At 56.4% G+C, this 20,205-nt stretch carries 23 protein-coding genes and 1 tRNA gene; 13 read left to right on the top strand and 11 right to left on the bottom strand.

Annotated features, from left to right (window positions below):
- Positions 1-41: 41 nt before the first annotated feature.
- The 5 genes from ACYX34_RS08655 to ACYX34_RS08635 form a co-directional block, all read right to left on the bottom strand.
- Positions 42-305, bottom strand: a complete 264-nt coding sequence (locus ACYX34_RS08655) for a helix-turn-helix transcriptional regulator (protein WP_462076151.1) — start codon at positions 303-305, stop codon at positions 42-44.
- A gap of 839 nt (positions 306-1,144) precedes the next feature.
- Positions 1,145-1,852 (bottom strand): recombinase family protein, encoded by a 708-nt coding sequence (locus ACYX34_RS08650; protein WP_462076150.1) that lies wholly within the window; start codon positions 1,850-1,852, stop codon positions 1,145-1,147.
- 57 nt (positions 1,853-1,909) lie between these two features.
- Entirely contained in the window at positions 1,910-3,697 is a 1,788-nt protein-coding gene (locus ACYX34_RS08645) for a tyrosine-type recombinase/integrase (protein ID WP_462076149.1), read from the bottom strand.
- A 9-nt stretch (positions 3,698-3,706) separates the two neighbouring features.
- Entirely contained in the window at positions 3,707-4,126 is a 420-nt protein-coding gene (locus ACYX34_RS08640; protein ID WP_462076148.1) for a hypothetical protein, read from the bottom strand.
- A gap of 23 nt (positions 4,127-4,149) precedes the next feature.
- A complete protein-coding gene (locus tag ACYX34_RS08635; protein WP_462076147.1) occupies positions 4,150-4,287 on the bottom strand; it encodes a hypothetical protein in 138 nt (45 codons plus the stop codon).
- 131 nt (positions 4,288-4,418) lie between these two features.
- Here ACYX34_RS08635 and ACYX34_RS08630 point away from each other — a divergent pair, with 131 nt between their 5' ends.
- Positions 4,419-4,616, top strand: coding sequence for a hypothetical protein (locus ACYX34_RS08630; RefSeq protein WP_462076146.1), 198 nt, complete (start codon positions 4,419-4,421; stop codon positions 4,614-4,616).
- Positions 4,617-5,086: 470 nt separating this feature from the next.
- Here ACYX34_RS08630 and ACYX34_RS08625 read toward each other — a convergent pair whose 3' ends face one another.
- Genes ACYX34_RS08625 through ACYX34_RS08605 form a run of 5 tightly spaced genes read right to left on the bottom strand, consistent with a single transcriptional unit; the run spans position 5,087 to position 7,533 of the window.
- A complete protein-coding gene (locus tag ACYX34_RS08625; RefSeq protein ID WP_462076145.1) occupies positions 5,087-5,662 on the bottom strand; it encodes a hypothetical protein in 576 nt (191 codons plus the stop codon).
- Positions 5,643-6,068, bottom strand: a complete 426-nt coding sequence (locus ACYX34_RS08620; protein WP_462076144.1) for a hypothetical protein — start codon at positions 6,066-6,068, stop codon at positions 5,643-5,645. Before ACYX34_RS08620 ends, ACYX34_RS08625 begins: the two co-directional genes overlap by 20 nt.
- Positions 6,038-6,352 (bottom strand): hypothetical protein, encoded by a 315-nt coding sequence (locus ACYX34_RS08615; protein WP_462076143.1) that lies wholly within the window; start codon positions 6,350-6,352, stop codon positions 6,038-6,040. The genes ACYX34_RS08620 and ACYX34_RS08615 overlap by 31 nt, the downstream gene beginning before the upstream one ends.
- Before the next feature lie 2 nt (positions 6,353-6,354).
- Complete coding sequence (locus ACYX34_RS08610) at positions 6,355-7,059, bottom strand: terminase small subunit (protein ID WP_462076142.1); 705 nt, start codon at positions 7,057-7,059, stop codon at positions 6,355-6,357.
- Between the two features lie 18 nt (positions 7,060-7,077).
- On the bottom strand, positions 7,078-7,533 hold the full coding sequence (locus ACYX34_RS08605; RefSeq protein ID WP_462076141.1) for a hypothetical protein: 456 nt from the start codon (positions 7,531-7,533) through the stop codon (positions 7,078-7,080).
- 127 nt (positions 7,534-7,660) lie between these two features.
- Here ACYX34_RS08605 and ACYX34_RS08600 point away from each other — a divergent pair.
- The 10 genes from ACYX34_RS08600 (at position 7,661) to ACYX34_RS08555 (ending at position 15,969) form a co-directional block, all read left to right on the top strand.
- Positions 7,661-7,789 (top strand) — tRNA-Gln (locus ACYX34_RS08600).
- A gap of 148 nt (positions 7,790-7,937) precedes the next feature.
- Positions 7,938-8,498, top strand: coding sequence for a hypothetical protein (locus ACYX34_RS08595; protein ID WP_462076140.1), 561 nt, complete (start codon positions 7,938-7,940; stop codon positions 8,496-8,498).
- Positions 8,499-8,835: 337 nt separating this feature from the next.
- Positions 8,836-9,525 (top strand): hypothetical protein, encoded by a 690-nt coding sequence (locus ACYX34_RS08590; protein ID WP_462076139.1) that lies wholly within the window; start codon positions 8,836-8,838, stop codon positions 9,523-9,525.
- Between the two features lie 361 nt (positions 9,526-9,886).
- On the top strand, positions 9,887-10,993 hold the full coding sequence (locus ACYX34_RS08585; RefSeq protein WP_462076138.1) for a deoxyhypusine synthase family protein: 1,107 nt from the start codon (positions 9,887-9,889) through the stop codon (positions 10,991-10,993).
- A complete protein-coding gene (locus ACYX34_RS08580) occupies positions 10,990-11,631 on the top strand; it encodes a DsbA family protein (RefSeq protein ID WP_462076137.1) in 642 nt (213 codons plus the stop codon). Before ACYX34_RS08585 ends, ACYX34_RS08580 begins: the two co-directional genes overlap by 4 nt.
- Before the next feature lie 110 nt (positions 11,632-11,741).
- On the top strand, positions 11,742-12,014 hold the full coding sequence (locus tag ACYX34_RS08575) for a hypothetical protein (RefSeq protein WP_462076136.1): 273 nt from the start codon (positions 11,742-11,744) through the stop codon (positions 12,012-12,014).
- Between the two features lie 39 nt (positions 12,015-12,053).
- Entirely contained in the window at positions 12,054-13,508 is a 1,455-nt protein-coding gene (locus ACYX34_RS08570) for an aldehyde dehydrogenase family protein (protein WP_462076135.1), read from the top strand.
- Positions 13,509-13,657: 149 nt separating this feature from the next.
- Positions 13,658-14,230, top strand: coding sequence for a pyruvoyl-dependent arginine decarboxylase (locus tag ACYX34_RS08565; protein WP_176697809.1), 573 nt, complete (start codon positions 13,658-13,660; stop codon positions 14,228-14,230).
- A gap of 65 nt (positions 14,231-14,295) precedes the next feature.
- Complete coding sequence (gene speB / locus ACYX34_RS08560; protein WP_462076134.1) at positions 14,296-15,228, top strand: agmatinase; 933 nt, start codon at positions 14,296-14,298, stop codon at positions 15,226-15,228.
- 45 nt (positions 15,229-15,273) lie between these two features.
- Positions 15,274-15,969 (top strand): pseudouridine synthase, encoded by a 696-nt coding sequence (locus ACYX34_RS08555; RefSeq protein WP_462076164.1) that lies wholly within the window; start codon positions 15,274-15,276, stop codon positions 15,967-15,969.
- Between the two features lie 40 nt (positions 15,970-16,009).
- Here the strand turns inward: ACYX34_RS08555 and nhaR are convergent, their stop codons facing one another.
- Positions 16,010-16,909, bottom strand: coding sequence for a transcriptional activator NhaR (gene nhaR / locus ACYX34_RS08550; protein ID WP_462076133.1), 900 nt, complete (start codon positions 16,907-16,909; stop codon positions 16,010-16,012).
- A 151-nt stretch (positions 16,910-17,060) separates the two neighbouring features.
- Between nhaR and ACYX34_RS08545 the strand changes: the two genes are divergently transcribed.
- Together ACYX34_RS08545 and ACYX34_RS08540 are read left to right on the top strand one after the other, a co-directional pair.
- Positions 17,061-18,614, top strand: a complete 1,554-nt coding sequence (locus ACYX34_RS08545) for a TolC family protein (RefSeq protein WP_462076132.1) — start codon at positions 17,061-17,063, stop codon at positions 18,612-18,614.
- Between the two features lie 23 nt (positions 18,615-18,637).
- The gene (locus ACYX34_RS08540) at positions 18,638-20,185 is read left to right on the top strand and encodes a TolC family protein (protein ID WP_462076131.1); all 1,548 of its coding nucleotides are present in this window, start codon (positions 18,638-18,640) and stop codon (positions 20,183-20,185) included.
- Positions 20,186-20,205 lie beyond the last annotated feature (20 nt).

Here is a 20,205-nt window from a genome sequence, read left to right as displayed (position 1 = left end):
CTGGTTCTGCCGTGCCTTGAGTTCGCACCTCGGGCACGGCGTTATTTTGTGAGCTCATGTCTCGCCGGTCGGGTGCCTGCGGCTATCATCTGGGTCACATCCCGCTTAAAGACCCTGACCGCCTTTGCTCCAAACTTCACGCTGGCCACTTTCTTCAAGTAAACCCATTGCCGCCAGGTAGAAGTCTTAAACCCCGTTAAGGCCGCTGCCTGTTTCAACGTTAAGAGCTGATCGTGATCATTTACCGATGTATCACGGCAAAGCGTTCGAGAACTGTCTTGATGGAAACTTGTGATCGATTGCATGGTTTCCTCCCGGCTGGTAGCTGTTCAACTATACAAATAGCATCATTTAATGAATGGAAAAGTGAGTCCATCGTGGCAGGGAGGACTCATAGAATTAGCTGAAATTGGAGAAGAGGGTTGCGGATGGAGCTTGGCTGTTAGGAGGTTAGGCTCTCGCGTAGCGCCTTGGCTTCAGGTCCATAGTACAGCTGCCGGAGGTAGCCCAGGGTAGTACCGTGATAGTGTGCAACAATGGCATCGGCTAGATCTGTGGCGCTTGAACAGAAAGTCAACTCTGCTAGTTCATCATCCCCAACTTGTACGCGTTTAGGACAAGACCCGTTACATCCGTTCAATGCGAGTTGACGAAGTATCTCCGGTAAGTGCTGACGCAGCCAAGTTTGCTTTATTGGCCTACTCGACATAAATGGATACTGAGCGCAAAGGTTGTGGGCGCTATCAGCCTGCTTAAGGACGCAGAGTAGTGAGTGTGTGTCTCGTAAACTCTTCAAGCAAGAATCCCAATATTTTCCGAAAAGCTTTTCGAGTAACTCGGTGGCCTCCTGCTGTTCCTCAAAAGACGAAGGATGAGGCGGTGAACCCGTTCCGAGGCTTCTTTCGATGAGAACAAGTAAAAGATCTGCGCGTCCCATTTTGTGTGTTGATCGTGTGCGGGACGCTAGTGCTCGAATCGCTGCGCGCACCATCCAAAATGGTACGGGTGGTTTATCTGCGGCAGGTACAAAGCCCGGTGTCTCCTGGGAGGGAAGAAACGGTTTTCTTTTTCGCCCCATAGTTCCCGCCTAGGTGGATAAAAATAGCGGCTTCAGTCACTTATGTCTGGTAAGGGTTCAATCATGTCATGCAGCAACATGGCAGGCAACGGCCTTCGATAACCCTGTCCGGCGGAGTATCCTCCCCACTGCTTGCGGACTCCAGGTGGCACCGGTCTTCGTTTGTATTCCCTCGGCAGTAAGGAGCGCGGCAATTCGCCGCCGACCGAGGCCACTCGCTCTCAGTCGTTCGATCAGCTTAAGGCCATCCTGTTCCTGCTGGTTCGGTATCAGCGAAGTCCCATCTTCAGCCAGATCGTAGCCGTATGGAATCCTGCCGATTCGCTTTCCTTGTTGGCGCATGTGCGCCAGGGCCCCTTTGGTCCTCTCAGCGATCTGATCCCGTTCAAACTCAGCCAGGACCGCCAACATGCGGAAGACCATCTTTCCGGCTGCTGTAGTGGTATCGATTCGTTCTGAGAGACTGACGAGATCTGCCCCACTCTTGGCGAGGCGCTCACTGATGGCGATGGCGTCTTTTGTGGAACGAGCAAGCCGACTGAGGCTGTAGACGACTAAGGCGGCTCTGTGCTTACAAGCTTCGGTAATCGATGCTTGAAGCGCTGGACGATTGTCGGCTCGACATCCAGACAAGCCCGCATCGACGTGGAGGCCTGCCAAGGTGTACCCGTTAGCTTCACACCACGCCCTAATTCTGGCTTGCTGTGCTTCGAGACTGACTCCATCCTCGGCTTGGCCTTCTGTACTGACCCGGGTATAACCAATAGCCTTCATGAGTCCTCCTTCTCATGGTCGGGCGTACAACAACCGCTCGGTTGTTGCCCATCAGCCCTATTCCAGTAGCACGAGCTCTCGTTCTGGGATACGGTCTCCCTCCCCAGGAGCCATCAGACTACAGAACCGGTCAGCTTGTGCTTGTAGCGCCCGATCGACCGCCTTGGTATTGAGTCGGGCATAGATGGCGGTCGGGGTGAGACTGCGATGATTCAAGACATTCTGAATGGTGGGGAGGTTCTCTCCCGAGATCGCGAGATAACTGGCGGCGGTCCGTCGTAAGTCATGGATGCGAACATCGCCGAGGTTCCACCGTTGCCGCTTGTGCAACCAGATCTTGCTGATACTGGCGCTCGACCAATGCTTCCCATTCGTTCCAGCAAACACCCATTCTGCCTGCCGAGGCAGGCATGACAGCGCCTCCATTACTTGATGAGGTAGCGGGATCACGTGACTACTGCCGTTTTTCGTCTTGCCTTTCCGCCAGAGTCGGCTGGTCGAATCAACATCTGCCCAGCGCATCCTGAGCGCTTCGCCCATCCGGCAGCCGGTGAGCAGTAAGAGCAGCAAGAAGGCCTGTGGTTTGGCCGGAAGCTGGGACAGCCCATCCATAAACCGCTGGACTTCCTGGGCATCCATAAACCGTTCTCGAGGAGGTTGCGGGTACCTCTTCAGTCTGAGCGCCGGATTGGCACAGGTGAGGAGCTCCATGTCAACGCCCCAGTTGAAGACGGCCCGCAGGCAGGCAGCTCCCTTATTAGCCCGGCTCGGGGCCTGCTCCATCGTGAAGTACCAGAGGCGAATTTCCTTCCTCGTGATCGTGGCTGGCAGACGATCGGCCCAGGCTAGCCAATGCTGGCGGTAGATGGATTCGAAGTCTCGTCGGGCAGGCCGGGCTTTCAGGTGATGAGAGGCATAGAGGTGACAGAGTTCACCGAAGGTCAGCGGCGCGGTGGTGGCATCTCGCCCTATGAGTTCATGCAGCTTTTCAACCGGCAGCTCATCAAATACGAGTGTGGCTGACTTGGCCCGTTCCTTCTTGATGTAGGCTTCTCCCGGCTGATGAGCGCGGTAATAATAGACTTGTCGAACTTCGCGCTGACGGAGAAAGGCCGCCACCTCTCGTACCGGAACGCCCGCCTTTGCCAGCCGGACCCCGCAGGTATGCCGAAGATCTTTCCAGGAGATCCGAGGAATTCCAGCCCGCCGAACGGCGCTTTCCCATCGGCCCACATAGAAGGCGTGGACGTTGGCCGGTCTATGCGGATTGTGAAGGTCGGGGAAAACCCACAGGGACGGCGGATGCAGATGATGAAGCTGCCGCAGAATCTCGACCGCATCTGGCGGTAAGCTCAGTGCCACTACGGCGCGGGTCTGCGGATGGGGCAGATGCAAGGTCGCTTTCGGCAAGTCCACGGCACGCCACAGCAGGCTGAATTGTTCCGACTGCTTCAGGCCGGTCAGAATCGCGAACTTCACCCATAGCGCATACGGCTGCCCCAGTTCGCGGCACAACTTCACCTCTTCTTCTTCCGTCAGTACACGGAGGGTGGGGGGCTTATCTTTGGGAAGGGGGATAGTCTTGCAAGGGTCGACCCGCAGGTAGGCCATGAGCTGCCCCCACCGGCAGACCCGGCGGAGAAAGCGGAAATAGTGGTTACTCGTCCAGACGCTCCGGCCACACTTGGCGGAGGCGAGGAGCTGCCGCTTGATGAGATCGCTCGACAACTCCTCCACTAAGAACCCGCCGATCCGGTCACTCCACCAGGCCGCATGGCGCTCATCCTCCTGTCGCGGGGAGCGCTCCGACTGGCGATGGGCGTTGATGAGGTCTCGGATCGTCATGATGCCTCCTTATGCCTCACAGGGGACAGGCGCTACTGATTGATCCGGCGTCTCGTGCTCTGCGCGGCTTTCTGCTGGCAAGGCTTCGGCCTGCTGAAAGAACTTTTCCATCGATTGGACGTACCAGCCGAGATCGCCCGTGTCGTTCAACTCATCCTCAATTTCGTCAAGGACACGCTGTACCAGGCTTACCGATATGTCCTCCCGTTCCTCAGCCGCGAGGGCGAGAAGCTGAAGCAATTCACGTGTCCGAAAGAGCCCTCTCACCGCCTTGTGCCCTCCATCTTGGAGATAGGCCAACCCGCGCGCCGTTCGGTGTGTCTCATGTGTTTCATCGCGTACGACACCGGTCTCATCTCGATGGAAGACGCGGACTTGAAGCAGGGTCCGTGGTTCGACATCCTCTTGAAACTGCGTACTGTTCTGCATGGGTCCTCCTGTGGTTGTGGTGGCTATTGGGTGGACTGTTGAAAGTGCTTCTCTAGCAGGTGCCGAATCAGCCCGGCTGCTGTGGTGCCGCGCTGGCGGAGCGCGTCAAGCTTTGTTTTAAGTGGTGCGGGAAGTTGGACGTTGAGCCTGATCATCTTCATGGGTAGCGCCTCCTACGATGAGATACAATTACATCATATGATGTAATGTAGTCAATAGCGTCGTTGAATGGAGGAAGGCCGTTTGCTACAGTGCGGGTAAGTTCAGTTGAACAATGTAAAACGGTGGCACCATGCCGAAACAGAAGGTCAGTGAGATGGAGGAGGCGGGAGTATGGAACTTTCGTGAAGTTCCGAGGGATGTGATCGTGAAAGCCAAGATCGAAGCGGCTCTTGAGAATAAGTCAGTTAAGGCTCTCTTGATGGGCTTGGTAGAAGCCCACTGGCAGGAACTCGATCGAAAGGGACTTCTGCCCAAGACAACGAGATGAGACGGTGGGTCTTGCCGTAACCACAATGGCTATCGGTAGCAGATAAATGGGTAAAGGATAGGACGGGGAAGAGGGGTTGCTATGCGCGGAAGGCTGCTACTCTCTATTGTCCTGTTTTTTTCGTGTGTGCCGACATCGCACACATTGGCCAGAGAATCAACCGTTGCCGATTGGCTCGACACAACCGACGACTTCAGGGCTGGCTTTGTTGTTGGTCTCATAATGGGACTTCACGTCTTCGCCGTCGATGACCCTGACACCGCAGCAAAGGCCATACAATTCTCGTACGACGTTGACAACTGCCTTCGAAGGAAGGGCTTAACTCCACAATCCGTCAAGTCGATTATCGAAGGACATTTTCGCAATAACTCCCAAGGAAAAAACGCTGAGCTGATACCAGCGCTTCTTTCATCACTGGCAAAGATTTGCAGACCATGATGACACGGTCTACGAATGACATCTCATCTTGTTCACCGAATCGGCAGAAATCCCAACTGCTTCGCAAGCTTCAAGTTGACCTCCATCTGGGCCTGCCGTTTCGCGGCGTGCGTCTGCACTTCCTTCATGACTTCCCGTTGCTGCGCAAATGGGGACGCGACCCGCTCCCCCAACTTCATCCCTAATTCAGGGTTGGCACCATAGAGCCACCCGAGCCATCCCGGCATTTCCGCCCCCTGCACGCCCTCATAGCCAGGAAGGTACTTCGCTTGCCCGAGGAGCTGCATGGTTTGCTGCTCCTCAATCGCTTTGCGCCGTGCGTATTCTGCGTCCTGCATGGCGGAGAACCTATTGGCTCCAGCGAGCATGGAATCCCACACATTGAAATCGGTCTTCCGTGAGTTGAGGTCTGGCCTAACCGGCTGCTGCGGCATGTGCTGCCCATATAGGTCTTGCTGCCGCAAGCCTTCCAGGTATTGACGACTCTCCATCGTGCGCTGCTTCGACTGCTCTAGATCCTGGTAGTGATTCTGGCGCAGCCATGCCCCGAGCGCGTTGTATGGGGAGGATTGGGACTCTGAGTCAGACTCATTCATTGGATAAGTCATGATCGCCTCGTTTCATGTTTGGTTCTTTTGACAATGCCTGGGTGCTGGTCTGACCGTCGTCCTGATCAGAATGAAGGGCTTCGTATTCTTCACGGCTGAGAGTGAAATAGCGAAAAGCCCAATAGTCATGCAGTGGGTCTTGCGTCTCGCTAGCAGGAGCCGGCGGCTCTCCCTCCACAGGATTACCCCAGACTTCTTCGAGGGTGCCGTGAGGCCGTTGCCCAGCGGGCCATTGGGTCCGGTCTATTGGCCAGAAGGTTCCGGAACCGTCCTTGTAGCCAACCAGTGTCCCACCGAAGGCGTGATCCAGATCGCAGAGTACAATCAGGAGTTCGCGCTCCGAGTCATTCCCTATCATGGCCGTCACCGTCTTTTCTAGCTGTCTGATGCGTTGTGCGACTCGCATAGGGGCCTCCTGAGTTCGGAGTTTGTCTTGAAGTTGGGACGATCAGAAGCCTCGTCGTCACTCCACACTTGTTGAATGACCAGTTTCTTTCCTTCAGGGACATGCGGCCATCGGCTCCGGTCCAGCGGCAAGAGCTCCCCTTCGCCAGCCCTGTAGCCGATCAACTTGGCATCAGGGGCAGGGGAAAGCTTCCGTAAGATGATCACGTTCCCTCGTCTGGAGGCATTGGCCGTCATCCTGGAGACATGCTTTTCGATCTTTCCCAGTCGTTGAGTAAGCCCCATGGTCACTTTCCTTTCTGCTGGGCCAGGAGTTGCTCTAACTTTGTCTCAAGGGCTGCCATCCGGTCTTTCATCTCGTCATATTCCTTGACCTTCAGCTGTAATTCCCTGGAGCGGATCAAGGCAGTAAGCTCGTCTGGGCTTATGCTTCCTTGAGCAAACGCGTGCTCCATCTGCTTCTGTGCGGTGGCGGGATCGTCAGCAAGCTCCAGCGGCTTTCCCCAGGCCGGACCCTTCACGGCCTTCAGTACCTTGCCCATGTACTCATGCCGGACCTTGAAGGAGGTCATCTTGTAGTCTTGGGTGTAGCCGGTCGGGACAGCCTCTTGTTCGCCACTCGCTTTCTTGACCTTCGTATACTCCTCGGTGAACTTGAACCCCTCAATCAGCGTGATCTCATCATCTCCGAGCTCGGTGATTGGAACGGGATTGCCGAACTGATCAAACAGCTTCCTCGGATCGGCCCGGTAGAGCTTCAGGCCGTCTTCAACCCATTGCGCAAGCGTCAGTTGGATCTTCTCCACGACGGGTTTCAGCAGCTCTTGGATTCTTCGGGTAATCTCAGGGTCTTTCATGAGCTTTGAGGCTTCTGTGTCAATTGCGGCCCGGCTCATGCGCTTGACGTTGAATGCAGCGCAATACGCCTTCATCTGCGTCGCCTTGGGCTTGATCATCTCCTGGCAAAACTTCTCGCGCTTCGCTGTCAGCATCCGACTACTCGCCCTTCCTTAGCTTGGCCGTCTTCCCACACACATGTGGTGCAGTTCCCATCCAGGGTGCTCCTGAGCATACGACTGAAGCGCCACCGAGAGACGAAAGACGGTGCGGCAAGAGACTCTCGCGTCCGCCGCCACGCGTTCTACATGGTCCCCGACTTCTTGAAGATACGGCAGCGAAGCCAGGGCGGCGTCCACCTCGCGTGAGGTACCTTGACCCTTCGCCCGGTCATCGCCGTTAAGGCTGTCGGAATAGGCCTCAGCTTGCTCCTCAGTCATCGATTCGGCCTTCTCCAGTGCTGCGGAGAAGAGGAGGCCTTCAGCTTGCGCGATGATACCCGCCTTGCGTACCTCGTAGATGGTCCGCAGGGGCCAGGGATACCCGGCCCGGTAGAGCTTCAGGGCCTGCTCTCGGGGCAGGCCCGTTGTTTTGAGGAGATGCTGCACCAGCGGTGTGGTTGGGCTCATGAGACTCCTTTCGTGTTTCTAAACTCGCAGTGAGTGGACTTGGCATAGGTAGCCGGATACCGGCCCGCAGGGGACGGAGCGAAGTACTGCGCAAAGAGAAAAACGAGGTTGTCCTATATAGGACACGGGTCTTGTAAATCGTTGTAAAACCATGCTATTCATTGGACGGTTCTGAAGCGTCATCTTGTTGATTTTCTTGAGTTTGCTCGGTCCTCTCAAGGCTTAAACACGGGTTCGAATCCCGTTGGGACCACCACTTGTTCCTTCCACTGGAGGCCTGGCAAGTTCAAGCTTCCGTCAAACGAAAGCTGAAAATATTGCGGAAGGGCGGTGTTGATTAGCCGCGACCGAGTACGTTCCTGAAGGTTTCAAGCAAAGCGACTCTTAGTGACGGGGTGTGAGTTATGAACCTCGTAACCTTTCGCTTCCGCCAGTCCCAGGCCGTGGACTTTTATTGGAACCTCGAATTGGCCAAGCGTGGATCCCTGCGCGAATTCAAGGTCCATCCCAACATCGCCATCTATGAGTCGGCTTTTGACCTCCTGAACCCGATTCAAGTAGGGCATGCCTTGTCCCTAGCCAAGGCCTTGGTGCTCGACAAGCGAGCCGAGGTCTTCTCGGGGAATACGTCCTTAAGCATGGTGACCGTCCGAGATGTGTTGCAGTGCTATCAGCACTCGATGCAGGTCGACGACCACCATGCCCATTGTTGGTTTAAGATCCGGCTTACCCTTGATCTGACCGTGACACGATTTGAGGTGGAGTCGGACGATTCGGCGAAGTCATTCGTGTTTCCGTGTCGACGTGCAGCTTCTCATGCGTACGGAATTCACTATGACCACCCGGGGACGGTCTACGACCAACTGGTCTCGGCTTTGTGGCGTGCCGGCACACGGTGGTGTCCGCGGCTCGCGGATCTCTCGGAAATAAAACTCGTCAACGTGGAGTTGCAGACTAAACGATGAAGGACTGAAGGCGATCGCCGGTCTGGCGTACCCGAAGCCTGGTGACCCTGTTATTGTTTTTTCGGATATAGTGGCCGGAGAGAAAATCTTCCCGTTCGTTCTTTTTCTAGATCGTACGTTGTGAGTGCCTAGTCTCTTCAATAACCTGGCTTCTTTATAGTTCCACTCCCGGCGCACATGTGCTATTCCCCCTCTGCTGAGGGACTAGGATAAGCACCCCCTGCTCTGACTCTTGCTCATCGACGGATGATCTCAACTAGAAAAGACTCTTGGCGACAGGATACACTTCCCCAGCATTGTGGGTTCAAAAATTACACGCCAGTATTGATGGGTCGACATGATGGCAAAATGGCGAATGAAGTGGGGTGTCGTTGGCTTCTTCCTTCTGCTGACTGGCCTACCGGTTGTGTGGGCGGGGTCGAACGAGAGCGTTGACCCGGAAGGGCCGTCGCTGGAAGAGACAATGGCGTTTATCAAAGATACGTGGGAAGCCTGCGCCACCATGCGCAGCGGATTGCAACGGATGGCTCCGAAGGATGGAGCGCCTTGGCAGATGGATCGAACGGCAAAAGTCGATGTGGTGGTTCGGCCTCCCTCCGGCCTTCAATTCACTACACGGCTCAATGAACGGATGCGATTCGGCGGTGCTCTTGATCTCCAAGCGCCGGTTGAAAAAATTCAGGAGTTTAACTTGAACGCCATGTCTCCCAATGTCAGCTCTGAACGGGAGGGAGAGGGAACGAACCTCTATGGGATTCGGCTGCGTTGCACGCGGGCGGCCTGTGTGACCGAATGGGTTGCGACGCTCTCGATGTCGGGGAAGCCCATCCATGATCTCAAAACGGGTCGCTTTGTCGTCACGAACTTGGAGGAGTTGGTGTACGAGGATCGTGCGCCAAAGGACAAACCGGGGGAGAAGAAGGGAGAACTCTCTCTTCCGGTCTGCGATGCAGCTGTTGCCGAGAGTCTTTCCAAAGCCCTCAATCACGCCATCAGCAAGGCCGGTGGGAAGAAGCCGTTATTTTAGAGCGAGGCTGAATTGCACTCGTGGGGTACAGCCACGTTCGGTGTGCCTGCCGGCACTCAGTGAGGTGTATCGTCGGCAGTGCGAGTGGAGTTCGTTCCCTTACCGGTTGCTTCCTTGTTATTCGGCCCGTGCGCGTTTGCGCCGAAGGTTGCCGGAGAAGATGCGTGCGCGGGATGCTTGCAGGGTGTAGATGTGGCGAGGTTTATTTAGAGGAAGGTATCTCTTCGCTTGCTGGATCGTTCTTTCCGAGCAGTCAATTGATGAACGACATCCTGCAACATTCATTGACGCCTCTATTCGGGGTTGTGTATAAACAAATCCACATCAGTGAACGGTTCAGAGGGTTGTAGAGGTTGTCTATATGTATGCACGCGAGTTTCGTGATGGAGCAAAAGACGGGTTAGAAGCGCTTGAGCCGCTGGATCCCGACAGGATTTCTTCGTTCGGCGAACTGCTGGAGGCGATGGGAAAGACAGCTTTCGGTGGGCGGCACGTGGGGAAAGCGTTCGAGGTGCTCTGGGAGATGATTGCAGACCCGGAGTGTAAGGTTGTGATGACGTTGTCCGGCGCGATGACCATTGCCAAGATGGGGAAGATCATCACGAAGATGATCGATGAGGGAATGGTGCAGTGCATCATCTCAACCGGCGCGCTCATGGCGCATGGCCTTAGTGAATCAGTCGGAAAGACACATTATCGACATGATCCTTCGATGAGCGACGAGGAACTGTTTAAGAAGGGATACAACCGTGTCTACGACACGCTCGAGATGGAAGCCAATTTGAATTATGTGGAGCACATCGTGACCCAGACGGTGAAACGTCTGAGTCAGGATCGACCACTCTGTTCCGAGATGTTGACGCGTGAGCTAGGCAAAACATTGGCGGAGGAAGTTCAGGGCGAAGGCATTTTGAAGAGCGCCTACCTGAAAAACGTACCGATCTATATCCCAGCCTTTACTGATTCTGAAGTGGGGCTTGATATGGGCACATGGGCAATGGCACGGGAGGTGACTCAAGCACGAGCGCAGGTCGGTCACAACGGAGACCTCTCGGTCCTCAAGAGCATTCTCCAGTCACAGCCCTCGTTCAATCCCTATCTCGATCTCAATAGTTATGCCGATCATGTGCTCTCGGCGAAGCGGCTGGGAATTTTCACGATCGGTGGCGGGGTGCCGAGGAATTGGGCACAGCAGGTAGGTCCCTACATCGAGATCAGTAACCTTCGCTTGGGCCTCAGTGTGAAGCCTCCACGTTTTCACTACGGTGTGAGGATTTGTCCGGAACCGGATTACTGGGGAGGACTCAGCGGCTGTACCTATCAAGAAGGACTCTCCTGGGGAAAGTTTGTGACGCCGAAAGATGGTGGACGGTTTGCCGAAGTACTGAGCGATGCCACTGTCGTGTGGCCACTGTTGATGATGGGATTGATGGAGAGAAAAAAAGCAGGAGTCGTACGCGGTTCATGAAGCGTATGACTGATCAATGGGCCTGTCGAGTCGTCATAGTTGGCGTTCTCTTGTGGTCTGCTCCGGTGTCCGCAGGAGATTCCAGCGAGACCGATATCCGGGTGAGGGGGCAAGCCAATGCCCCAGTCACGTTGATTGAGTACTCGGATTTTACCTGCGGGTTTTGCTTGAAGTTCTTCAAGCGGACATGGCCACGCATTCAGGAGCGCTACGTCGATACCGGGAAGGTACGATTCATGTACAGAGATTTCCCGAGGGGAGATCAAGGGGCGGGACTCGATGCGGCGACGGCGGCACGATGTGCTGGTGCGCAAGGCCAGTATTGGGGGATGCATGACCGATTGTTTTCCGAAGGGGGACAGCTGGACAAGCAAGTGTATCGGCGCCATGCGGCGACGTTGAGGCTAGATCAAGCAGCCTTTGAGCGGTGTATGAGCGATGGGCGGTATACAAAGGCGATTTTCGAGGATCGCCAGGAAGCCAATCAGTGGGGGTTTCATGGAACCCCCGGGTTCATCCTTGTTCGGACCGCGACGGAGCCGACGGAAAAGGAACCGGCCGTGGCCATTCCGGGCGCGTTTCCGTTTGAGATGTTCGCGGAAGAGATCGATCGGTTGTTAGCAAGCGGCACAAAGTAGAGGAAGTGAGTGGCTGAGCAATGTGGAACGAAGGTGAGTCTGTGCCGTAGGGTTGACATCGGCACTCAGGTGCGATAGTCCTCTGTATCATACAAGGGAGAGGTATCCCTATGGTTTCGATGCAATCGTTCTGGCCGGTCTCTCATCGCGATGACGACTTCTGGGTGTGCATGTCATGCCTCACGGAAGTCTTTTATCGAAAAGTTCCGATGCCGGATTGTCCGTCCTGTCATGGCGTCTCGACCTACGAGGGATTTACCTTGGAGGCGATTCGTGATTGGGGGACGGATGAGCTGATTGCCAAAGCCATGGCGGCACAGGAGGCTGCCGTGGTTGTCCAACCGGCAGCCGAATCGGCTGCGCCGGTGGAAGCGGCAGACTAATACCAACCTCAACTATAAAACACTCCAGCGAATCTTCCCGTGCAGGAATCCCGTCAATTTCTCGTTCATGGCCAGTGGAAGCAGAGTCCGGTTGCGACTCCGGTCGTCGATCCGTTCACCGGGAAATTCGTGGCTCAGGTCGCTCAAGCCACCGAGTCTGATGTCGAAGACGCCATCCTATCGACGTCGAGCTCAGCGACGGTAATGGGGCAGCTGCCTGGACATACTCGGTACAACATCCTCCAACAGATTGCGGCGTTGCTCTACCGACGGCGAGACGAGTGTGCGCAGACCATCACGGCCGAGGCGGGGAAGCCGATCACTGATGCCAAGCGGGAAGTCAGTCGAGCCATCCAAACCTTTACCGTGGCGGCCGAGGAGTCACGTCGGATTGCAGGTGAGGTGGTACCGCTCGATTGGACACCCGGCTTTGACACTCATCTCGGGGTCCTTCGCCGATTCCCGATCGGTCCGATTCTCGGCATCACCCCTTTCAACTTTCCGCTGAATCTGGTGGCTCACAAGGTGGCGCCGGCGCTTGCGGCGGGAAATCCGATTCTGATCAAGCCGGCCCCGCAAACGCCGTTGACGGCGCTGCTGCTCGGCGAGATTGCGCTCGAAGCGGGTGTCCCTCCAGGTGGTTTGAATGTCGTGCCTTGCGAGAATGCCCTTGCCGAACGGATGGTGGTCGATCCTCGATTTAAGCTGCTGAGTTTCACCGGCAGTGTGTCGGTGGGATGGATGTTGAAGGCCAAATGTGGAAAGAAAAAAGTCACGCTCGAGCTTGGTGGCAATGCGGGCGTGGTGATCGAGCCGGATGCCGATCTTGACCTGGCGGCGCAGCGCTGTGCCGCAGGCGGGTTCGGATATGCCGGCCAGACCTGTATTTCGGTACAGCGGGTCTTCGTGCACCAGACGGTCGTCGATGCATTTACGACAAAACTCCTCATGCATGTGGCTCGGCTCAAACTAGGCGATCCCGCCGATGAGTCGACGACCATCGGTCCTCTCATCGATCAAACGGCTGCTCAACGGGTGGAGAGCTGGATTGGCGAAGCGGTGGCGGACGGGGCACGCGTGCTTTTGGGTGGGAAACGGAAGGGGTCGTTGGTGGAAGCCACGGTGTTGGGGAATGTGAGGCCTGAGATGAAAGTCTCATGTCGAGAGGTATTTGGACCGGTCGTGACAGTGACACCCTATCGGCAGCTCAGCGAAGCTGTGGTGATGCTCAATCAGTCCGATTTTGGGTTACAGGCCGGTCTTTTTACTCAGGACATCAATAAGATCTTTTACGCCTTTCGGCATCTTGAAGTGGGAGCCGTCTTGGCGAATGAAATTCCGACGTTCCGGGCGGATCATATGCCGTACGGCGGCGTGAAGGATTCGGGGTTGGGGCGCGAAGGTGTCCGCGCTGCAATCGAAGACATGACCGAACCTCGGATGCTTGTCATGAACCTCAAGGAGCCATCCAATCCATCCGAAAAAAGTGTCTAGAAGATATTGCGAAGCCGGTTCAATCTTGCTACAACAAACGCCCAATACCGTTGGTACGGAGCAGTGTGTTTGCAGGCTGACCGCTTGAACGCACGTCACGCAACAATTTCCGAACAACCAGAAAGGCGGATAGCCGGACGAAAGGGGAGATGATGGTACCTACGCATATGTTTCTCACGAGAGGGGTGGGAGTCCACAAGGAAAAACTGGCCTCCTTCGAAGAGGCGTTGCGCAGCGCCGGTGTGGCGTACTGCAACCTAGTCAGCGTGTCCTCCATCCTTCCGCCGCACTGTAAGATCATCCCCCGGAAGCGCGGTGAACAGCTGCTGAAGCCCGGTGAAATCACGTTTTGCGTCATGGCCCGTTCCGAAACCAATGAACGGAACCAGCTCGTGTCGGCATCCGTGGGGCTTGCCAAGCCGACTGATCGAGGGACCTACGGGTATCTCTCCGAGCACCATGCCCATGGCGAGACGGATGAAGAGACGGGCGAGTACACGGAAGACTTGGCGGCGCAGATGCTGGCGACGACGTTAGGCGTTGAGTTCGACCCCAATGTTGCCTGGAAAGAGCGGGAACAGGTATTCAAGATGGGCGGAAAGATCGTGCAGACGCTGAATATCACTCAGTCAGCCGTTGGGAAGAAGGGCAAGTGGACGACCGTCATTGCGTTGGCAGTATTTATCCCACCGGAAAACGTACCCTCTCGTCCTCGCCGATAGGGACCAGTCATGCCGGTTGAGAGGAGCAAGTCTCAATCGCCCTGGTGGCGAGGGGAAGGATCAGCATGACACTTCCTGCTGGCTGGGAAGGTCCAGACCAGAATTTCCTGGGAATAGACGAACCCTGGTGCCATCCGGACCAGGCTGGCGTCTATGTTTTGCCGGCCCCCTATGAGCATACCTCGAGTTACATTCGTGGCTCGGATCGGGGCCCGTCAGCCATCCTTGAAGCCTCCGGGCAGGTGGAATTCTACGACGAGCAGCTGCGGTGCGAGCCCTATCGAGAATGGGGCGGGGTGGCCACAGCTTCCCCCTTGGAACTGAACGGGAAGGTTAACCTGGATGCCGTCGACGCCATTGAAGCGTTCGTGTCACGGCACGTCGGATCCGGACGGTTTTTAGTCACACTGACGGGGGAACACACCGGTGCGTTGGGTGCGATTCGTGCCCATGCCAAACGCTACTCGCAGCTGACGGTTGTTCAAATTGATGCCCATGGCGATTTGCGCGAGGCCTATCAAGGCAATCCGTTTAGCCATGCCAGCGTGATGGCACGGGTCGTGAGTGATGGATTACCGCTTGTGCAGGTGGGGATCCGATCGATCAGCCCTGAGGAGATTGTACGGATCGACACAACGGACAGCATCAAGACGTTCTTTGCCGCGACGCTTATCGATCCATCCGGTCCGTACGAAGGGAAGGCGGTGAAATGGATTCCTGACATCATCGCGGTCTGCCGAACGCCGGTGTATCTGACCTTCGATTGCGATGGGCTGGATGCGTCGATTATTCCGGCCTTGGGGACTCCAGAGCCTGGGGGGCTTGGCTGGTACGACACCCTCAATCTCATCACAGCCCTTGCCGACGGGCCAGGTATCGTGGGGATGGATATCAGCGAGATCGCCCCCATTGAAGGATTTGTCGCCCCGCAATTTTCCATTGCGCGGTTGATCTATCGCATACTCGGTCGCATCAGGGCCGGTCGCCGCGTCCATTAACCTCCGTGTCACCGAGAAGAGTTCTGTCCTCCCGTGGCTCAGACGATCCGCATCAATAAGTTTTTCACTGAACAGGGGATCTGCTCTCGGCGTGAAGCCGACCGATTGGTCGAGTCCGGAGTGATCACGATCAACGGCCGTGTGGCTACGCTTGGGGATCAGGTCGAGCCATCCGACGTCATCGCCCGTGAAGGCCACATCCTCCCCTGGAGGAACGCCCCCCTCTATATCAAGTATCATAAGCCGGTCGGTGTCACGACCACGAGCGAATCGCATGTCCCACGAAATATCATTGCTGAGATTGGACATCCTGAACGGATTTTTCCGATCGGGCGGCTCGATAAGGATTCGTCCGGACTCATCTTACTGACGAACGATGGCAATATTGTGAATGAGGTCCTCCGTACCGAATTTGGACACGAGCGGGAGTACCTCGTTCGAGTGGATCATCCGTTCGATCAGGCCTTTCTGGATCATATGGAGAAGGGCGTCGTCATTCTCGGCAGCCGAACGAAGCCTTGTCGAATGAGTCGAGTCGGGTGGGATCGGTTCCTTATTGTCTTGACCGAGGGGCGGAATCGACAGATCCGAAGGATGTGCCAAACGCTCGGCTATCGGGTGATCATGCTGCATCGAACCAGGATCATGCACATCACGGTCAACGGACTGGGCATCGGCGAGTGGGAAGAGCTTACGAGTCAGGAACGAGAGCACCTACTGAAAGCTGTCGGGCGCCGTTAGTCCTGATCGAGTATGCCTGGTGGCGAGGGGCTGTGCTTTGCTAACTGAGCAATTCGCGCCGGGCTGTGCGGACAAGCGCAAGAACGGCCGGATGCTTCAGCCGTCGTTCGACGGTGATTGCATAGAAGTGTTGGATGAGTCCAGCTAACCGTCCCACCACTTGCACCTGGTATTGGCGGCAGATCTCTTTCTCGATTACGGTGGCGCCAGGGAAGATTCCATGGCCGTCCTGACCGAAGGCTTTGAGGGTCGCACTGTCATCGAATTCGCCGACCACGTTGGGATGGATGCCATGGTTCACCATCCATTGATCCATCAATCGACGAAGCACGGCGGTGGACGTGGGTAGGAGGAGCGGCGCGTTACGGAGTGAGTGGGGAAAGTCCCGCCGATGCTGGGCCGCCAGCGTCGCTGTCGCAAACAGAGTGACCCCCGATTCACCCAAGGGGTGGTTGTACGTATGTTCTTTCACGCCCGGAGGGGCGGGAGTGTCGGCGATCACCAAGTCCGACCGATGGGCAGACAGATCAGTCAGCAGTTGACGCAGTTTATCCTCCTGGCAGATCAGGCGCGTCGGCCGATACATCTTTATGGCTGACGTGAGGAGCTGGGTTGCCAATGGTTTGGGCACGGCATCTGCAATTCCCACGACCAGACGTGTCGGCTGTCCGTCGGTTTTTCCTTTGACGGTATTGAGGAGTTCTTGCCCGGTCGCGAAGATGTCGTCGGCGTACTTGAACACGAGCTGGCCCATCTCCGTCAGCACAAGGCGCCGGCCTGTTCGAATGAATAGCTTTTCTCCAAAAGTATTTTCTAAGAGATGAATCTGGCCGCTGAGGGTGGGCTGCGCCAAGCGAAGTTCTTCGGAGGCTTTGGTCACGGTTCCATGTTTAGCGACGGACCAGAAATATAGGAGATGATGGTAGTTCAACCACTCCATACGGCCTCCTCGGTCACAATGGGGGCATTACTATACATCGGATTTCACGATAGATCCAATCTGTTTTATCTATTTTGAAAAATGAAGGGGAGATTGCTAGTGTGGGCGCCGTCCGCTACCTGACATGACGTGACTGGAAGGGAGTTCCTCGATGGTCGCTCTGTTGTTGGCTGTGTTGATTATGCTGCCGGTGACGACGATGGCCGAACCGGTGGTCGACTCGAGTGGCATGCAGGCGCAGTCGACGCGCACCGCGCCCCTGACCATCGGAGAAGTGTTGGCTCGTATCGAATTGACGCATCCGCTGCTTCAAGCCATGGGCGCTGAGCGGACGAAGGCCCGGGCGAAAATCCTGAAAGCGCTGGGGGCCTGGGAACCGCAGATCAAGAACTATACACAGACCGAACGGTATAATACGTGGAATCTCACGACGGCGTTCGATATTCCAAGTCAACATACGGCGGGGTATGCCGACAGCACGATCCAGGTCGGGCATCCCTGGGGTTTCACAGTCGAAGGCGGGCTCCGTAGCGGCTTCGGCGATGCCGGTAATAACAACCGTATCGCCTATCCTCCTGATCTACTGGCTACCTATCATACCCAGCATTTCTACTACGGTGGGTCGTTTCACTTGCTGCGTGGGCTCATGGTCAACGAAGAAAACGCCGAGTTCCAGAAGGCTGAGCTCGCGGGGCCGAAAGCGGAGATCAAGGTGGCGCAGAAGCGACAAGATCTCTACCTGGCTGGTGCCGTGCAGTACTGGGATTGGCAGGTCGCCGTGAAGCAAGCCGAGGTGGTGAAGCGAGCCTTGGCCGTTGCCGAAGAGCGCTTGGTTCAGGTTGAAGGATTGGCCAAGGGCGGGCGGGTCGCGCCGCTCGATGTTGTCGAGGCGAGTCAAGAGGTGCAGCGGCGGAAACAGGCGGCGATCGTTGCGCAGCGGAAGGTGGAGTATGAGCAATATAAGCTCTCTCTCTATCTCTGGGAGAACGGCGAGCCGGTGACGCCGAGACCGGAATGGGCGCCGGAATTCCAGGGCGAAACACCGCTTCCGACCAACGAGGAAGTTGCAGGCTACAAGGTAGAGGCGAAAGAATCACGTCCGGAGGTGCGCGATCTCTACATGGAAGCCAAGATCAACAATATCGATATCAAGCTGGCGAAGAACAAACTGCTTCCAACGTTGGATCTTGAGGGGGGGCCCACTAAGGGTGTCTCGGACTGGATTGTGGGAATCGGCTACCGGGTCGGTCTGCACTCCGAGATGCCGCTGTTTCAGCGAGAAGCTCGTGGAAAAGTCATGTCTGCGGAGGTGGCCCAGCAGCAATTGGCCTTGAAGCAGCTGTACACCGAGCAACAAGTCAGCTTCGACGTGGATAACTGGCTTTCGGCCCAGGTCCGTGCCAGAGACCGAGTGGCGGCGTCGACGGAGGCCCTGCGGTTGGCCAAGACGTTGGAAGAAGGTGAGCGCACGAGGTTTAACATGGGGGCGACCACCGTGCTCTTTGTGAACCTCCGTGAACGCCATGTGGTGGAATCAGCCTACCAGCTGTATCGGGCGCAAGCTGACTACGCTGTGTCGCGTGGTGGCATGCTGTACGCAAGGGGTGTTTTGGGCAAGCCGTGGGCGACAGAGTCCTTGGCGCAGTATGGGAATCCGCAGACAGCGGTGGGCCTGAACGGGTACAAACAACCGGGCCGCGATTAGTCCGGCACAAGGAGCATCCTTCGATGGCCGCTCTCCTATTCCTGATTCTGATCCTGATTCCCGTGGTGACACTCGCTGAGCCGGTGCACGATTCCAGCGCATTGAAAGCGCAGTCCGCCCGCACCGAGCCCCTGACCATCAGTGAAGTGCTCGCCCGGATTGAATTAACCCATCCACTGCTTCGGGCAACCGGGGTTGAGCGGATTGAGGCCCGGGCGAAGATCCTGAAGGCGCTCGGAGCCTGGGAGCCGAAATTCAAGAACAGGACCGAAGCCGATCGGTATCAGTCGTGGAATTTCCTCGCCTTCGTGAATACGACGACGGGGGGATATAACGACAGCACGATCGAGATGGGGCACCCATGGGGCTTCACGATTGAAGGTGGGATTCGCAACGGATTTGGAGATCGCATCAACCAAGGTGCCCACGCACTCCTCGCGAATGATGGACTGCTCTTCTGGCCTAACCAGCAACTGATCTTGGGTGGGTCGGCCCATCTGCTGCGCGGTCTCATGATGAACGAGGAGTACGCCGACTTTCAGAAGGCCGAACTCGCGGGGCCGCAAGCGGAAATTGCGGTGGCGCATGAACGGCAAGACCTCTACCTGGCTGGCGCTGTGCAGTACTGGGATTGGCAGGTTGCCGTGAAGCAGGCCGAGATTGTGAAGCGCACCCTGGCTGTGGCCGAAGAACGGTTCACGCAGATTGAGGGACGGGCGAAGCGTGGTCTGGCCTCACCACTCGATGTCATTGAGGCTAACAAAGAGGTTCAGGTTCGGCGAGAGGCCGCCATTGCCGCGCAGCGGAAGGTGGAGTATGAGCAATACAAATTATCCCTCTTTCTCTGGGAGAACGGCGAGCCGGTGACGCCACGATCGGAATGGGCGCCAGAATTCCAGGGCGAAACACCGTTGCCGACTGTGGAGCAAATTGCCGCTAATAAAGTAGAGGCGAAAGAAACGCGGCCGGAAGTGCGAGAGCTCTACATCGAAGCTCAGCTGAATAATATCGACATCAAGCTCGCCAAAAACTACCTGCTCCCAAAGTTCGATTTTAGAGGGGGGCAAATGGAAGCCGGTTCAGACTGGAATGTGGGAATCGGGTATCGAACGGAATCGTGGTTTGCGATGCCGGTGTTCCAGCGAGAAGGGCGTGGGAAGGTCCTGTACGCGGAAGCAGACCAGCAACAATTGGTCTTGAAACAGCTGTACACCGAGCAACAAGTGAGCATCGACGTGGACAACTGGCTCTCGGCCCAAGTGCGGGCCCGAGACCGGGTGACGGCGGCGACGGAAGCGTTACGGCTGGCGAAGACGCTGGAGGAGGGGGAACGGACCCGATTCAACATGGGCGCGAGCACCGTCCTCTTTGTGAACCTTCGTGAGCGCAATGTGGTGGAGCAGGCGTATCAACTGTATCGGGCGCAGGCCGACTACGCCGTGTCGCGAGGGGGAATGTTGTATGCCACGGGTGCTTTGTCGAAGCCGTGGCCTGAAAGTGAGCTAGCCAAGTACGGGAATCCACTGACGGCAGCGGGCCTGAACGGCTTCAAACGACCGGGACGCGATTAATTCAGCAACAAAGGAGCATC

It is taken from the genome of Nitrospira sp. CMX1 (genome assembly GCF_054902215.1).
This window is presented reverse-complemented; position numbering and strand designations above follow the sequence as displayed.

What these genes read in the sequence shown, in the direction of transcription:
- ACYX34_RS08640 (WP_462076148.1), bottom strand. Translation starts at nt 4,126, where the DNA reads ATGCAGAACAGTACGCAGTTTCAAGAGGATGTCGAACCACGGACCCTG.
- ACYX34_RS08625 (WP_462076145.1), bottom strand. Translation starts at nt 5,662, where the DNA reads ATGACTTATCCAATGAATGAGTCTGACTCAGAGTCCCAATCCTCCCCA.
- ACYX34_RS08585 (WP_462076138.1), top strand. Translation starts at nt 9,887, where the DNA reads ATGTATGCACGCGAGTTTCGTGATGGAGCAAAAGACGGGTTAGAAGCG.
- ACYX34_RS08590 (WP_462076139.1), top strand. Translation starts at nt 8,836, where the DNA reads ATGATGGCAAAATGGCGAATGAAGTGGGGTGTCGTTGGCTTCTTCCTT.
- ACYX34_RS08610 (WP_462076142.1), bottom strand. Translation starts at nt 7,059, where the DNA reads ATGCTGACAGCGAAGCGCGAGAAGTTTTGCCAGGAGATGATCAAGCCC.
- ACYX34_RS08620 (WP_462076144.1), bottom strand. Translation starts at nt 6,068, where the DNA reads ATGCGAGTCGCACAACGCATCAGACAGCTAGAAAAGACGGTGACGGCC.
- ACYX34_RS08545 (WP_462076132.1), top strand. Translation starts at nt 17,061, where the DNA reads ATGGTCGCTCTGTTGTTGGCTGTGTTGATTATGCTGCCGGTGACGACG.
- ACYX34_RS08580 (WP_462076137.1), top strand. Translation starts at nt 10,990, where the DNA reads ATGAAGCGTATGACTGATCAATGGGCCTGTCGAGTCGTCATAGTTGGC.
- ACYX34_RS08565 (WP_176697809.1), top strand. Translation starts at nt 13,658, where the DNA reads ATGATGGTACCTACGCATATGTTTCTCACGAGAGGGGTGGGAGTCCAC.
- speB (WP_462076134.1), top strand. Translation starts at nt 14,296, where the DNA reads ATGACACTTCCTGCTGGCTGGGAAGGTCCAGACCAGAATTTCCTGGGA.
- ACYX34_RS08595 (WP_462076140.1), top strand. Translation starts at nt 7,938, where the DNA reads ATGAACCTCGTAACCTTTCGCTTCCGCCAGTCCCAGGCCGTGGACTTT.
- ACYX34_RS08615 (WP_462076143.1), bottom strand. Translation starts at nt 6,352, where the DNA reads ATGGGGCTTACTCAACGACTGGGAAAGATCGAAAAGCATGTCTCCAGG.
- ACYX34_RS08635 (WP_462076147.1), bottom strand. Translation starts at nt 4,287, where the DNA reads ATGAAGATGATCAGGCTCAACGTCCAACTTCCCGCACCACTTAAAACA.
- ACYX34_RS08605 (WP_462076141.1), bottom strand. Translation starts at nt 7,533, where the DNA reads ATGAGCCCAACCACACCGCTGGTGCAGCATCTCCTCAAAACAACGGGC.
- ACYX34_RS08630 (WP_462076146.1), top strand. Translation starts at nt 4,419, where the DNA reads ATGCCGAAACAGAAGGTCAGTGAGATGGAGGAGGCGGGAGTATGGAAC.
- ACYX34_RS08645 (WP_462076149.1), bottom strand. Translation starts at nt 3,697, where the DNA reads ATGACGATCCGAGACCTCATCAACGCCCATCGCCAGTCGGAGCGCTCC.
- nhaR (WP_462076133.1), bottom strand. Translation starts at nt 16,909, where the DNA reads ATGGAGTGGTTGAACTACCATCATCTCCTATATTTCTGGTCCGTCGCT.
- ACYX34_RS08650 (WP_462076150.1), bottom strand. Translation starts at nt 1,852, where the DNA reads ATGAAGGCTATTGGTTATACCCGGGTCAGTACAGAAGGCCAAGCCGAG.
- ACYX34_RS08655 (WP_462076151.1), bottom strand. Translation starts at nt 305, where the DNA reads ATGCAATCGATCACAAGTTTCCATCAAGACAGTTCTCGAACGCTTTGC.
- ACYX34_RS08540 (WP_462076131.1), top strand. Translation starts at nt 18,638, where the DNA reads ATGGCCGCTCTCCTATTCCTGATTCTGATCCTGATTCCCGTGGTGACA.
- ACYX34_RS08575 (WP_462076136.1), top strand. Translation starts at nt 11,742, where the DNA reads ATGGTTTCGATGCAATCGTTCTGGCCGGTCTCTCATCGCGATGACGAC.